Origin of the sequence: Solwaraspora sp. WMMA2101 (genome assembly GCF_049179175.1) — a bacterium.
GTDB lineage: Bacteria > Actinomycetota > Actinomycetes > Mycobacteriales > Micromonosporaceae > Micromonospora_E.
Genome location: NZ_JBMHMA010000006.1, coordinates 2,660,268 through 2,674,161 on the forward strand (window position 1 = coordinate 2,660,268; position 13,894 = coordinate 2,674,161).

14 protein-coding genes and 1 pseudogene are annotated in these 13,894 nt (G+C 66.4%); 9 read left to right on the top strand and 6 right to left on the bottom strand.

Annotated elements, in window-relative coordinates:
* Nucleotides 1-396 carry an Imm7 family immunity protein gene (locus tag ACN28F_RS12875; RefSeq protein ID WP_289208206.1) on the top strand — a complete coding sequence of 132 codons (396 nt, stop codon included), beginning with the start codon at nucleotides 1-3 and terminating at the stop codon, nucleotides 394-396.
* A gap of 89 nt (nucleotides 397-485) precedes the next feature.
* Nucleotides 486-779: a DUF3027 domain-containing protein gene (locus ACN28F_RS12880; protein ID WP_421361384.1), complete on the top strand. Its 294-nt coding sequence runs from the start codon at nucleotides 486-488 to the stop codon at nucleotides 777-779.
* Nucleotides 780-1,320: 541 nt separating this feature from the next.
* Here the strand turns inward: ACN28F_RS12880 and ACN28F_RS12885 are convergent.
* Entirely contained in the window at nucleotides 1,321-2,781 is a 1,461-nt protein-coding gene (locus ACN28F_RS12885) for an IS630 family transposase (RefSeq protein WP_421357909.1), read from the bottom strand.
* A 128-nt stretch (nucleotides 2,782-2,909) separates the two neighbouring features.
* Between ACN28F_RS12885 and ACN28F_RS12890 the strand changes: the two genes are divergently transcribed.
* Entirely contained in the window at nucleotides 2,910-3,230 is a 321-nt protein-coding gene (locus tag ACN28F_RS12890) for a hypothetical protein (protein ID WP_289208210.1), read from the top strand.
* A 236-nt stretch (nucleotides 3,231-3,466) separates the two neighbouring features.
* Here ACN28F_RS12890 and ACN28F_RS12895 read toward each other — a convergent pair whose 3' ends face one another.
* Nucleotides 3,467-3,892 (bottom strand): nucleotide triphosphate diphosphatase NUDT15, encoded by a 426-nt coding sequence (locus ACN28F_RS12895; RefSeq protein ID WP_353850483.1) that lies wholly within the window; start codon nucleotides 3,890-3,892, stop codon nucleotides 3,467-3,469.
* 159 nt (nucleotides 3,893-4,051) lie between these two features.
* Here ACN28F_RS12895 and ACN28F_RS12900 point away from each other — a divergent pair, with 159 nt between their 5' ends.
* A complete protein-coding gene (locus ACN28F_RS12900) occupies nucleotides 4,052-5,527 on the top strand; it encodes an RICIN domain-containing protein (protein ID WP_421357911.1) in 1,476 nt (491 codons plus the stop codon).
* 146 nt (nucleotides 5,528-5,673) lie between these two features.
* On the opposite strand, the gene ACN28F_RS12905 is transcribed toward ACN28F_RS12900, so the two are convergent.
* The 3 genes from ACN28F_RS12905 to ACN28F_RS12915 form a co-directional block, all read right to left on the bottom strand.
* On the bottom strand, nucleotides 5,674-7,449 hold the full coding sequence (locus ACN28F_RS12905) for a hypothetical protein (RefSeq protein ID WP_421357912.1): 1,776 nt from the start codon (nucleotides 7,447-7,449) through the stop codon (nucleotides 5,674-5,676).
* A complete protein-coding gene (locus ACN28F_RS12910) occupies nucleotides 7,446-7,859 on the bottom strand; it encodes a DivIVA domain-containing protein (protein ID WP_421357914.1) in 414 nt (137 codons plus the stop codon). The genes ACN28F_RS12905 and ACN28F_RS12910 overlap by 4 nt, the downstream gene beginning before the upstream one ends.
* Nucleotides 7,860-7,947: 88 nt before the next feature.
* Nucleotides 7,948-8,208, bottom strand: coding sequence for a hypothetical protein (locus ACN28F_RS12915; protein WP_281567140.1), 261 nt, complete (start codon nucleotides 8,206-8,208; stop codon nucleotides 7,948-7,950).
* A gap of 398 nt (nucleotides 8,209-8,606) precedes the next feature.
* Here ACN28F_RS12915 and ACN28F_RS12920 point away from each other — a divergent pair, with 398 nt between their 5' ends.
* From ACN28F_RS12920 to ACN28F_RS12935, 4 genes and pseudogenes are all read left to right on the top strand, one after another.
* Nucleotides 8,607-9,479 carry a helix-turn-helix domain-containing protein gene (locus ACN28F_RS12920; RefSeq protein WP_281567141.1) on the top strand — a complete coding sequence of 291 codons (873 nt, stop codon included), beginning with the start codon at nucleotides 8,607-8,609 and terminating at the stop codon, nucleotides 9,477-9,479.
* On the top strand, nucleotides 9,476-9,682 hold the full coding sequence (locus ACN28F_RS12925; RefSeq protein WP_421357916.1) for a DUF397 domain-containing protein: 207 nt from the start codon (nucleotides 9,476-9,478) through the stop codon (nucleotides 9,680-9,682). The genes ACN28F_RS12920 and ACN28F_RS12925 overlap by 4 nt, the downstream gene beginning before the upstream one ends.
* Before the next feature lie 236 nt (nucleotides 9,683-9,918).
* Nucleotides 9,919-10,923: an EcsC family protein gene (locus ACN28F_RS12930; protein WP_281552894.1), complete on the top strand. Its 1,005-nt coding sequence runs from the start codon at nucleotides 9,919-9,921 to the stop codon at nucleotides 10,921-10,923.
* Nucleotides 10,924-11,797: 874 nt separating this feature from the next.
* Nucleotides 11,798-12,112 (top strand): annotated as a pseudogene (locus tag ACN28F_RS12935) (barstar family protein); the annotation flags it as partial.
* Nucleotides 12,113-12,278: 166 nt separating this feature from the next.
* On the opposite strand, the gene pglX reads toward ACN28F_RS12935, so the two are convergent.
* Nucleotides 12,279-13,559, bottom strand: coding sequence for a BREX-2 system adenine-specific DNA-methyltransferase PglX (gene pglX / locus ACN28F_RS12940; protein ID WP_421357918.1), 1,281 nt, complete (start codon nucleotides 13,557-13,559; stop codon nucleotides 12,279-12,281).
* Between the two features lie 39 nt (nucleotides 13,560-13,598).
* Here pglX and ACN28F_RS12945 point away from each other — a divergent pair, with 39 nt between their 5' ends.
* Nucleotides 13,599-13,892, top strand: coding sequence for a transposase (locus ACN28F_RS12945; RefSeq protein WP_421357920.1), 294 nt, complete (start codon nucleotides 13,599-13,601; stop codon nucleotides 13,890-13,892).
* The last annotated feature ends 2 nt before the right edge of the window (nucleotides 13,893-13,894 follow it).

Genomic DNA, 13,894 nt, shown 5'->3' on the forward strand with positions numbered 1-13,894 from the left:
ATGTACGAACTTCACGGATGGATCACCCTCTTAGACAACACGTATGAATCAAATTTCGACACCCTCGACCCGATGATTCAGCAGCTAAACAGCCTGATCAACAAGGCCCACTGGACGACGATGTCCGTCGAACTTCGACCCCTCAACGGCACCTATCACCTTTCTGTGGACATAAATGCCAACCGGAAACGCGATGAAGCCAGGCTTGCGGACGAGATCTTGCAATTCGTGGCGGACCATCTATCCGGATCCTACGGAATCCTGCACGACCGTGATGACGAGCGATCAGACCCACCTGGACCAAATGCCTTTCGGGTCAGAGTAATTCGACGCGGACAGATAGTCCAAGAATCAGACAACTTCCTATCCCCATGTCGGCCACTAATTGAAGACTGACCCAGAACCGCAGCAGAAACCCCAGGAACCTGCGGTCATCATTCATCGTGAATAAGAAACGGCGAAAAGAAGCAATCGGATGTCGACAGATGGACAACATAGACAGGGATCATAGCAAAAACCGATATTTTCTAGACGAGACACATAAACGCTGGGTCGCTCTTCGGAATCGCGACACCGCCCGCGCCGACTATCATGAAGAATGGTACGATGAGCAATGCGGCTCATGTAAATTTTGGTTGCCGCTCGCAGGTGAGCTGGGTGCAGATTATGGCGCGTGTGCCAACGCCCGATCACCCTTCGACGGCAGGGTACAATTTGAACATGATGGCTGCGATGAATTCGAGGATGCAGGCGAGTGGGTGGCCAGAAGCTCTCCATAGGCGAACACCTTCCGAACAACCCGGCACTAAGGCCTGCGCAAGCACCATCACCGCACATCCAGTCCCATGTAGAAAGCATCTTGGGTCCGACCTAGCCGCCGTCGACGATTGCCTCGGAATAGAAGAACGGAAATGGCAGGAGTTGCCCCGATAGCACCTGGAGTCAACAGCCAACTGCTGTGGCTTGACTACTGAGTGGCCCGACGAACGGCCACGACGCCGATAACTTTAAAGACCGGAGGCGCTGGCCGCGTTCCATACGGACACCGGCCAGCAGGTCGGTTGCGTCGGGGGTGCCCGGGGCCGCGCCGCAGCCATCGATCTCGTCTTGAAGCGGCGAGAAGCTGTCGATCGGCTGGAACAGCCAGCCAGCGCGAGTCACCGAACAGTTGGTCCCTAGTGGAGACGAATCCCGTTGGCAGAAGATAAATTGCTCGTGCAAGTCATGGCTGACTACGATTGTTTTCCACTCTGGCTCCTCAACAGAGGCGGCACGGACAATGTCGACCCAAGAGAGCTGAGGCTCTCGCCGCAGCTTCGCTCAGCACTGTTGGCGTGGGCAGATGCCTACGATGCGACGCTGGACCGCCAGGATCCCGTTGCATCCGGCTTCCCGGACGCCGCAGCAGAGGAGAGCTTCCATGCGCACGGTGTCGAACTGGCCCATCAGGTAGCTGCCGAACTTGGCGCAAGGTACCAAGTAACATACATTGATGGCCGCACCGGCAATGCGCCCAGATCGGGTGACGGCACTTCCGGCCATACGCGCAACTGACCGGCCTACCAGCAAGGGCTGGTCGCAACCTAAGTGGTCGGCGCCGTAAGTCCTTCGGGGGTTACGCGGCCAGGGCGTGTGCGGCGGGTTGGCGTTCGCGGCTGGAGGGCTGTTGGGGGTTCTGCTCTTTCGGTTCGTGTCGCTCGATCCGGGCGAGTAGATCGGCGAGGTCGGTTGGGGTGAACTTCCATCTGAAGGGCCGGGCGGTCGCGTTGTAGCGCTGCTCGAAGGCGGTGAGGCGGTCCTGCACTGGTCGAGGTTGGTGAAGTCGTTGGGGGTGACGACTTTGCGTTGCACGATGGAGAAGTAGATCTCCACTTGGTTGAGCCAGGAGGCGTGGACCGGGGTGTGGATCATGACGGCGTTGGGGTAGCGCCTGGCCAGCCGGTTGATCGCGGCTTGGCCTCGGTGGGAGGAGCCGTTGTCGACGATCCAGAACACCCGCCGGGCGGAGGCGTACGGCTCGCGGGTCATGACTTCGTCGACCAGTTCGGTGAACGGGTCGATGCCGGTGGTGTCCTGGCAGAGTCCGATGACGTGGGCGCGGTGCACGTCGTAGGCGGCGAGGTAGGCGAGTGCGCCGCCGCGGTCGTATTCGTGGTTGACCCGCATGGCGCGGGCCGCGCCCGGTGGCAGGGTGGGGTGGCAGCGGCAGCGGGCCTGGATGCTGGTCTTCTCGTCGGCGCAGATGACGTACTCGTCGTCGCCGAGCGGGACGCCTTGGTAGGAGCGGGCGTAGAGGTCGAGCACGCGGGTGGCTTTGACCGCGAAGTCGGGGTCGCGGATGAAGATCCAGGACTGGTGTTGCCAGGGTTTGAGGGTGTCGGTGGCCAGGATTCGGCGGATCGTGGAGGGCGAGATCTCCGCGACGATGCCCCGGGCGACGACCTCGCGGGCCAGGTCGGGGCAGCTCCACCGCGACAGTGGCGCCTCGGCCTCGGCCGGTAGCTGGCAGGCCAGGGCTTTGACCTCGGCGACCTGCACGGGCGTGAACCGGACTGGCCGCCCGGTTCGCTTGCGGTCGGCCAGACCGGGCAGTCCCTGCTCGGCGTAGCGTCCACGCCAGCGGCGCACGGTGTCGATGTGCACGCGCTGCCGGGCGGCGATCTTCTGGTTGGAGTAGCCGTGGGCGGCGTCGCGGACGATCCGGGCGCGGATGACCTGCTGGTAGGCGGCGGTGTGGGAGTGGGCCAGGGCCTTGAGCCGGTGCCGGTCGGCGGCGGGCAAGGTGATCTGGCGTGCTCGGGGGACGGGCACGGGCGAGCCTTCACGACAATGATCCGGGGTGGGGGCTCGCAGGTTGCCCTGCCGATGCCGCCGTCGGGCGTCGACACGCCGGGGGCAGGATGTGACCCATGCCGGCGATTCCCGAGTCCACCAAGAACTCCCTGGCGCAGCGGCTGCGTGAACACGCCAAGGCGAGATGGCCCCAGCTGGCTGCGGTGGATGTGCGCTGTCGCGGGCGGTTCGCGTACGTCACCGGCGAACTGGCCAACGGCGAGCGGCTGCCGCTGATGCGGTACCGCTACGGCGGGTCCGCGCACCGCTGGGGCACCGCGATCTACGTGGCCGGCAGCAACAGCTACGAGGACCAGATCTGGTTCAGCGGCAGTGTCGAGGACGCCTTCGACTTCGTCTGCGACATCCACATCAGCCCCATCACACCCGAACCCTGACCCCAGTCACCCGTCAACCCCCGAAGGACTTACGGCGCCGAACCACTAAGAACGACGAAACGGCGAGAAGGAGTGGGACTGATTCAATCAGTCAGCTTGGAAGGCAGGAGACTCGGCGTCGGGCTGGCCGCCTTCTGCACGAGCACGGGCCAGCAGGTCGGCAGCGTTAAGGGTGTCCGGGGGCCGCGACGCCGCCGTCGCTGATTTCAGCGAGGGTCTGTCGGTTCTGGCTCGGGTCAGCCTGGTGGACGCGAGCTGCGGAGCAGTTGATCAAGATCGTGGTGGTCGAGCAGGTTCCGCATGGGGAGGAAGAGTGGATCAGGCATCGTGGGCGGGGCGGTCCAGCTCAGGTCGACGAACTTGTCCGGCTCGCGGACCTGGGGGCTGCCGCGCAGGTGGTCGCTGATCATCCAGATGGTCACGTAGTGCCGGGCGGCGTCGAAGACGTCGTTGGTGACCGCGCCGAAGCGTACGTTGGTGATCTCGACGCCGGTCTCCTCGGCGACCTCCCGCCGCGCGGTCTGCTCGAAGCTCTCCCCGTGTTCGAGGTGGCCGCCGGGCAGTGACCAGGTGCCGGCCCCGTGGGCGCCTTTGCGGAAGCCCATCAGGAAGCGACCTTCGCGAAGCACGAAGACCGCCACCCCTACCTGAGGTCGCTGCACGCCGGTCAGCTAACCCCGAGCCGATCCGGGCCGTCAACCGCCCCGTACGGCGATCTTCGGTGTATTGACAGCGTTGGATGCAGTCGCCGACACTTGTCGGCAACACGCTCGTAACAACGGTGTTGTTAACGCTCACATCGAGGAGAGCCGGGAGGCGTCATGAGTCACCGCTCGTTGCGTCAGCTGCTGATCGTGCTGGTGATGGCGATGACCGCGACACTCGGCGGTGTCGTCGTCACGTCCTCCCCGGCGGCTGCCGCCACCAGCCACTTCCGTGGCATGAACTGGGCGGTCCTGGGTGACAACTTCAGCACCGGCCCGCTGGTCGTGCACGGCCTGAGCATGTCCGACAGCAACGCGACGGTACGGGCCAAGGCCAACGCCATCTACGACGACATGGCGGCCACCATGGGGGTCAACACCGTACGGCTGCCGATCAACACCCACACGGTCGGTACGGCCTGGTGGGAGGCGTACCGGGGCGCGATCGACGCCGCGACCGCCCGCGGCTTCAAGGTCATCCTGGCGTACTGGGAGGACGGCGCGGCCTCCGGCGGCCGGGTCACGAACCTCGCGGCGTGGAACGCCATGTGGTCCACGGTCACCCACACGTACGGTGCGAACCCGAACGTCTACTTCGAGCCGATGAACGAGCCGCACGGCTACAGCTCGGCGGAGTGGCGCAACGTGGCGGCCAACTGGCTCAGCTACCACTACTCGGCGGTGCCCGGCCGGGTGCTGATCGGCGGCACCGGCCTCAGCCAGGACCTGCGGGACGTCTGCAACGACAGCCGCTTCAACGCGACGCTGTTCTCCTTCCACCACTACGCCTTCTTCTACGGCGAGATGAGCTACGACGCCTTCCGCAGCCACATCCAGACCCGGCTCGGCAACTGCGCCTCCCGGGCGGTCGCCACCGAGTTCGGTGCGCCGATGAACGACGGCCGTAACTACGCCGAGCCGAACAGCACCGACAACTTCGTCCGCCACATCCGCGCGATGGCCCAGGTGATGCGCGACAACCAGATGGGCGGCACCTACTGGCCGGCAATCGGCGGCAAGACCGGCAACATCGGGTACGACTGGTACTCGATGTTCGCGCTCAGCGGCAGTGGCACCGGCCTGGACCTGACGGTCCGCAACCCCTCCGGTGCCGACCGGATCCGCTACGGCTGGGGCGACGCCGTCAGCGACGACCCCTCGACTCCGCCGACGGGGACGTTCTACCGGGTCACCGCGCGGCACAGCGGCAAGGTCATGGACGTGCAGCAGCCGAACACCGACAACGGTGCGCGGGTCGGCCAGTACACCTACAACGGCAGCGCCTGGCAGCAGTGGCAGTTCCAGGACGCCGGCGGCGGCTACTGGCGGATCGTCAGCCGGCACAGCGGGAAGTGCCTCGACGTGGTGAGCGCCTCCACCGCCGACGGTGCCCAGCTGATCCAGTACACCTGTGGCGGCGGCACGAACCAGCAGTTCCAGATGGTCGCCAACGGCAGCTACTTCCAGCTCCGGGCCCGGCACAGCGGCAAGTGCGTGGACGTGCCGGCCGCCTCGACCGCCGACGGCGTGGTCCTGACGCAGTGGTCGTGCCACTCCGGCACCAACCAGCAGTGGTCCCGTACGGCTGTCTGACCGCTCTCCCCAGTCGGGGCGTGACCGAGTCCAGCACCACGCTGCGTCACCAGACCCGGCACCAGTTGGTCGATCCACGGTATACCTGTGAGGAATGATTATTCCTCACAGGTATACCGCTGAGCACGAATACATCCTGCAGCCCTTCAGGCCCGAGGCTGGGCCGTGGTGGTGGTGTGGGTGCCGTCGGGGTGGAGCCGGACGGTGGCGGGCTGGCCGGGCCGGGTGGCGGCGTGGCGGCGTACCTCGGTGATCCAGGCCCCAGTGTCGGGGAGCGTGCCGGCCGCCGCGGCCTGTTGCGGGACGGGCATCGGCTTCTCCTGGTCGGCGGGGATGGTGGCGCGCAGCGCCCCGTGCAGGTAGCGGTAGCAGAGCGCTACGGCTTCGGGCAGGCTCGCGCTGGTGGGGACGGGGTCGACCGCGAGCGGGGTGGCGGGGTCGACGACCCGGACGGACCAGCTGTGGCCCTGGGACAGTTCGGGGCGGCCGACGGTGTTGCGGTGGTCGACGACGGTCACGTCCAGGGCGAGGCCGAGTCCGCCCACGACGGCGGCGAGTTCGTCGAGGGTGGGGCCGGGCCAGTCGGTGGCCAGGACCATGACGCGGGCGCCGTCGTGGGTGGCGCCGACTTCACCGAGGTACGCGTCGACCGGGTCGCCGCCGGTGTGGGCGACCTGGCTGACGCCGTTGCGCAGGTGCTGGTCGATGACGTGTTCGCCGTCGATGTCGGTCAGGTCGGTCGGCTCGACGCCGAACTGTGCGGCGAGCGCGCCGATCTGGTAGTGCTCGGGCAGCTGCCAGACTGTGGAGCCGGACAGCCGGTCGGCGGGCACCAGGGTGGGCGGCGGCTGGTCGCTGTCGGGTCGCCAGTTGCGGTGCACGGTCCGGCCGCGCAGGTCGGTGACGGTCAGCACCGCGCCGCGCCGGACCTGCCGGGTGCCGTAGCAGTCGAGGCAGAACGGCGGGTCGACCAGGTCGGCGCAGCGTCCACACGGGTGGGTGGGGATCGCCTCGCCCCAGTGTTTCGGGGTCGGCGGCTCCCAGCCGCGCACGAACTTGCCGGCGGTGTCGGCGGGGCGCAGACTGGCGTGCCACCAGTGTCGGTTGCGCCAGATGGCCTGCGCGCCGCCGTGCTGCTCGGCGTCGGCGACCATGCGGCGTTCGAGCTGGTCGAGGTCGTGGCCGCCGGGGTGGCCGTCGAGCCCGACCGGCACCGGGCGGGCGGTCAGCGCATCCTCGGTGAGGTAGTGGGCGGGCAGTTGCGGGTTGGCGACGGTCAGGCCGGTGACGGCGCGTTCGGCGGGGATGGTGGCGAGCGCGGTCGGCAGGTCGGCGATCCAGCGGTGCTGGTAGTCGGGGACCGTACCGCCGGGGTGTTCGAACCGGACGTCCCAGCTGAGCCCGCCCCGGCTGGAGCTGGGCCGCACTTCGAGGACCAGGTCGACGTGCAGCTGGTCGGCGAGGGCGCAGAGCCGGCCGAGCAGCCGGGCCGGGTCGCCGGGTGGCGGCGGTTCGCTGCTGCGGCCGATCAGGACCAGCCACGGCGTGACCTGCCGGTTGGTGAGCGCCACCGCTTCCCACCGGTGGCGATCGCGCTGCGGGATGCCGGGCTGCCACTGGATCGGCAGCATCAGCCCGGAGGACGGGAGCCGGCCGGGTTCGTCGGGGAAGTCGGGGTCGCGCAGCGTCGCGGCGGCGATGCCCGCGCGGGCGGCCAGGTCGGTGACGATCGGGGCGTACGGCAGCCACCAGGTGCCGCCCGGGGTCGGGATCGGGGTGAACGAGCCAGGGATCAGGCTGGTGGAGGCGACCGCCCCGGTGTCGAGGTTCGCGACGGTGAACACGCGTTGCGCCCGCCGGCGGTCCGCGCCGACGCCGACGATGTGCAGCGAGCCGGCCGGCACCTTGTTGACGCCGTTCACGCCGCCACCCCCGCCCCGAACCGGTGCGACTGCTCGAACTGCTCCGACTGCCAGTCCCGCAACGCCTGCTTGAGCCGGGCGTTCTCCTCCCGGGTGGAGCCAAGTTCGGCGCGCAGCGCGGTCAACTCGTCGGCGACCAGGTGCAGAAACGCCCGCACCTCGACCGGGTCGCAGCCGCGCCGCACCCGGTCGCCGAACGTGCGGTCGCGGACCAGTCCGGGGCTGATCGACGGCCGCACCGGCCGCCCGTACAAGTGACCGGCAGCGTTCGGGGCGGGCCGCACCGACGGACGCGGCCCAGGCGCGACGTCGGTCGGCCGCCGGTCGTGGCGGGCGATCTCGGCGAGCAACCGCCGGTTACGCCGGCTCCGCACCGGAGCCCGGCGGAACAGGTCAAGGAACCTACGCACAGCAGGAACCACCTTTCACACAATCGAAAAACCTTCAAGGGGTACGGGTAAAGGGCGCGCGGCTCACGTAGCGCTGCCGCTGCCCTGGTCAGCGGTGGGGCCGGCGCGGGCGGGGTGCCCAGCGGAGACCGTCGCGCTGGACGAAGATCTCCCGACGCTCACGGGCTTCACCGTCGGGTGCCAACACGTAGCCGGTGAGCCAGACCCAGCCGTCGTACGTCCAGCGCTTGTCTACTGTCGTTACCCGGAACCGGAAACCGCGCCCGGCCGCGAACTGCACACTCGCCCGACCATCGATGATCAACTCGTCACCGGGGCGGGGATCGGCCGGGGACCGGTCGTCCGGCACGCTACCGATCAGCCGCCGGCACCGTCGTCCGACCGCAGTCGGGACACCACCGCGACTTGACCTTGAAACTGAACAACCCGACGAAGAACCCGAGCAGGATTCCGGAAACCAGGGCACCAAGCGCCACCATGATCAACCCTTCTGATTGGGCTGGGGACGACCGGGCGAGCCGTTACCGCGACCCGCCCGACCACCTGGGATTTCAGCGATACGCAGCGGGAAACCGATCATGAACTCGCCATTCCCCGCTACCCAGCAGCCGGCCAGTTGATCAACCGTCCACCTTCGATGCACCGCCTACGTTGGCACCAATAATGTGATCTTGCAACTCCCATTGGCTCATAGATTCCATCTCTCGGGACTCGCCAAACTCTGAACCGTGCTGCACACTGTCCTCTATGGCAGGAATCCCGAGCGTTCAGCGCCGTCGACTCGCAGCAGAGCTCCGCGCACGTCGCGAAGCCGCCGATCTGACCATCGACCAGGTCATCCAGAAGGTGAAGGTCGGCAAGTCGACGCTGTCGCGCGTCGAGAATGCGCAGGTGTCGGTGGCACCGAGGACCGTCACCAACCTGCTCCGGCTCTACGGTGTGTCAGACGAGGACGTCGAGGCGCTGACCCAGCTCGCCCGCGAGGCCCAGCAGTACAACTGGTGGCACGATTACTCCAACGCCATGGCACACGAACTCGCCGAGTACGTGGCGTTCGAGGACGAGGCGATCCAGCTTCGCGCCTACAACGTTCAGCTCGTCAACGGCTTGCTCCAGACCACAAACTACGCACGCGCCATCATCAGCGCCGAGTTCCCGGACGGCCCACCAGGGAAGATCGAGGAGCGGGTCGAGGTACGTCTCGTTCGCCAGAAGATCCTGGACCGGCCGAACCCGCCCCGGATGTGGTTCGTCCTCGACGAGGCAGTCCTGCACAGGCCGGTCGGAGGCCCGCAGGTGATGGCAGCCCAGATGGAGCACCTGGCCACAATCGCGCAGCGGCCGTCGACCACCGTCCAAGTCCTGCCCTTCCGCCAGGGTGCCCACATGGGCATGGGCGTCTCCTTCACGATGCTCGACTTCAGCAACCATCCGACGGTCGTCTACCAGGAGAATCTGAGTGGCGCTCTGTACCTGGACAAGGACTACCATGTGGAGACGCACGGGCTGGCGTTCGACCACCTCCGTGCTACCGCACTCTCACCCGCCGACTCGCTGGCCTTCCTGCGGATGAGGGCGGAGGCGATGCTGGCGCAGGGAGCAAGGGAGAGCCCCGAATGACCACCCCCCGTGGCCTGGATCAGGCAATCTGGCGCAAGAGCACCCGCAGCAACGGGCAGGGCATGTGCGTCGAGGTCGCTACCAACGTCCCCGCCACAGTCCTCGTACGCGACAGCAAAGACCCCGCCGGCCCGGCACTCGCCTTTTCCCCCGCCGGCTGGACGTCCTTCCTCTCCACCCTCACCCCCGACGCTCCTCACTGACCCGAGGCAGAGAGCTGTCTCTCCATGCCGAGGGCAGACGACGAGGGTGACGGCATTCAGCGAGTGGATGTTCCGGCCCTCCACCGTTTAGGTGATGTCTGCCCGGCGCGTAAGCGGCGTACCCTCGATCGTCTGTGGACTGAATGCCTGGCCTGGTCGTCGGCCGAAGCTCACCGCCGCCTGCCGCCCGGCAGTGCCATCATGACCCAGTCATCCCAGTCGAATGGAGGCCATCGATGAGCACTGTCGCTGACTCGCTCGCCGACGGCGCAACCCCGATGAGTGCATACGAAGAGCAGGTGTGGGACAGGCTCAACGAGCACTGGCAGCGCCGCAACAACCGCCGTGGTTTACCGAACTGGGCGAGCACTGCACTCGATCGCTCCGGCGAGGTCGCGCGAAACGCCGCGAGCCGGGCCACCAGGGCGGTACCGGAGACGATCAAGGAACCAGTGCGCCGCGGAGGCGACGCGGTTGCCAGCATGGCCCTGCGGCCAGCGGCCGAGGCTGCCGCAGCGCTGCTGGAGTTGGTCAACGCCTGGGCCTTGGAGCTCAACGACCCGAAGGGCGTCGAGAAGATTGCCCGCAAGCGCGGCATGGAGCTGAACAGTTTCACTGAGCTGCGGCAGCAGGACCTCAAGGTGTGTGACCGGCTGCTGACCCGCAACACACTGAGGTGGCGTTCCGCCGGCGCGGTCGAAGGTGGTGCCATGGGCTTGCTGGCCTTGGTCCCCGTGGCAGGGATCCCCGCCGCAATTACTGCCGACATCCTCGTCATCCAGGTCCTGAGCACCTCGATCGCGTCGCGCATCGCGTACTCCTACGGCTACGACGCCAAAGACCCCTCGGAGCAAGCTTTCATCGAACGTCTGGTGCACCGGTCCTTCATGGCACAGGCAGCCAAGGTTGGGCCGCTGCGCGACACCGCACGAGCGGCCAGCGCTCTGAAGGGACGCGTAAGATTCTCCGCCAAGCTCCGTGCGGACCATCGCCTCGTGGTCGCCCTTGAGAAGTTGCTGCAGCACTTGGGTCCGGCTGGTGCCAGGGTTCCAGTTCAGAACGTCGCCAAAGCCGTGCCCATCGTGGGCGTCCTCATCGGTGCAGGGGTGAATTCCACAGTCCTCGGCGGCGTGGCCGCCGATTCCCAGCGATACTGCCAAACCCGTTTCCTGTGCGACAAGTATGGACTGCCGATGCCGGCCGCACTGGCCACCTATCAGACCGAGACCGACGCCATGTAAACCGTAGATAGCCCTCGAAATCGGCGAGATAACAGGAATCTAAGCACGTCTGCAGAACTACGCGACCCGGTCCGATCAGCAGCTCGTCACCGGCATCAGAGTCGACTTGCGGTATCGACAGCACTGACGAGGATGGCATCAATCTCGTCCCCGCTCGCCCGACCACGGGCACGACTGCAGACCGACAGTCTCAGAGATCAGGCGTGACAAATGATCGATCCAGGATAGCCCCGTGTACACCTATAGTCGACGCCGGAGCCCTACTAGTATAAGATCAAGTAGAGCGTGATGCAGGAAGTGCAGCTTGGTAAACGGGAAGGTGACCGCTAACGCGATTGGAGTTGTCGTGGCGAGGCACAGGTACTTGGTTGTCGGGGCACTGATCCTAGGAGCCCTGGTGAGTTGCACCAAGTCCTCGACCGGGGAGGCATGTCGGCTCGTTGGCGTCCAAACCGGGATCGGTCTCCGCATTGCTCCGGTGGTAGCGGAGCAGGTAGGGACGGCAGAGATTATGGCCTGTTGGGACGCCTCCTGTCGGACGCGACAGGTCGCCATCTTCCCGGGTGGTGCGGTTGGCGGCAGCGGCTGCGCCGAAGACGGACTGGACACAGTCTGTTCAGCAGGCTCCGTGGCCAGTGGAAACAAGGCCGGCTTCGCCTCAATCCCCGACCTGCCACCCAGCCCAGTCGAAGTGACTCTGACCTTGGCTGACGCAACGGGCACTCAAATCGTCAACCAGACCTTGACTCTTACCGCGAAGCAGGTCGATGTCCCGGGAGGAAACTGTAGCGGTGGGCTGCAGGGGCACCTCGAGGTCGACGCCGATGCGAACGTACGCTCGGAGGCCTGACCTTGATCTTCGCCAGCCGCTTCGGCTAGGAGTTGGAACGCACTGTCCGACTGCCTGAAAGACCTGCGCTGGCTGCCGGCGGACGCCTACCTGGTGATCCTCGACAACAACCCCAATACCGTAGTGCCGCGCCACCACATCGCCGGGAGTCCCGGACATCAGACCAGAGCTTGGCCACGTACTCGTTCGCGTTCTGCACGGCAGCCTCGAACCGCCGGATCGCCAGCTCAACCTCACGTTCCAACGAGTCCAGCTTCGCCTTCGCCTTCTCGACCTCGTCATGGGTGCTGTCATGCATCGTGGCCCGCGCCAGGGCACCCGCTTCTGCAGCCTCGGTGAGCGCCTGTTCAAGGATCTGACACCCTTGCCGGACTGCTTCGTTGCCCCGCTCGACAGTGCGCTTCACATCGTCAACGCTCATCGACCACCGCTCCGTCGCCCTCCCGGCACCATCCGAACCTACCGAACCCCATCACCGTCCAACAGGGTCAGACGGTGTCGGGTCCTACTCGGGGAGGCCGCGGAGCAGGGACAGAGCTGTGCGGTCGGAGCTGAGGGTGGACAGCTCGGTGTCGATGAAGTCGGTGTAGAACTGTGCCGGCGAGCCGGGATAGCCGGGGCGTTCGGCGGCGTACCACTGGTGTAGCCACGGCTCCAGCTCCAGCAGCCCGGCGAGCAGCGGCAGCAGCCGGTGCGCCTCCCACGCCTCCTGACTGCGCCGGTTCACGTACACCGTGGCCAGCGCCTGCGCCTGCGCCAGGTGGTCCCAGCCGGCCCAGCCGAGCAGCAGACTGGAGTCGGTGTCGCGGCCCATTTCCGGGTACGAGATGAACCGCTCCTTCGGCACGTCGAGCTTGCCCCGCGCCTTCGCGTACGACGGCCGGACAAAGTCCGCCGAGGTGTACTTCGGCGGCACGTCGATCTCGACCGTCTCCCCGGCGTCCTCACGCCGCTGCTTCTCCCAGGTCTGCTCCCACAACACCCGCTTACGCAGCCCGGACGGCTTGTAGCGCTGCTTCGGCAGGAACGGCACATGCTCGGTGGCGACCAGCTTGTCGAGCGCGACGACCAGGCTCATGCCCTCGTACTCCGGTAGCAGCGCCAACACCTGCTGGAAGTCGGCGTCGCCGGCCACCCGGTCGGCGAGTTGCGCCACCGACAGCGGCTCCGGCATGCCACCCCACAGTTCGGGGGCCTCCAGCCGATCCAGCAGCCAGTCCCGCAACGCCGCCGCCTGCATCTTGGCCCAGCCGTCGGTGGCCCAGCGCCGCTTGCACTCCGGACGCTCGATCAGTTGAAGGTGCCGGTTGCCGGCCGTGGCAGCAATCCGTCGTTCCACCAGGTCGCGGTAATCCGCCGGCCAGTCGGGGTTGGGCTTGTCCACCGGTACGGAGTCGTGCCGCATGAACCAGGCCGTCTCCACCTTCTGCTGCACCATCGTGATCTCGAACGCCCGCTCACCAAGGCTCAGCCCTGGCGGGTCCGGATGGGTCAGATCCTCATCCATCAGCCCGTAGAGCCGGTAGACCTCCCAGTCCAGCTCCTCCTGAAGCGCGATCATCCGCGCGCGGACCAGGTCGTACTCGGCTCGCGCCAGCGCCAGCCGCTCCACAGTCGGCACCCCCGACTCGGCCACCGCCGCCGGAGTCAGCTCACCTAGCCGCTGCGCCAACGTGTCCAGCTCACGCGCCCGCCCCAACGGATACTCCGCCGGCAACGGGAAACGCTCAATGTTTGAAGCATTGAACGCATTGAGGTGCCCCGAGGATTCCGGACAGGGAGCCAATAAGGTTACCCTGTAAGGAAAGTCGAGGGAAGAAGCGCGATGGCACGCATAAGCTCATACACCCCAGAGTTCCGTGAAGAAGCAGTGCAACTCGTTCTACAGTCGAACAAGCCAGTGTCGCAGGTTGCCCGGGAGATCGACGTTCACCCGGAGACGCTCCGTTCCTGGGTCCGCCAGTACCGGCGGGAAAACAGCGGCGCCCAGGACAGCCCACCGATCGGCGTCGACGAGCGCGCTCGACTGAAGGAACTCGAACGTCGCAACCGGGAACTCGAAATGGAGAACAGCTTCCTGAAAAAAGCCGCGGCGTACTTCGCGAAGGACCCTCGGTAACG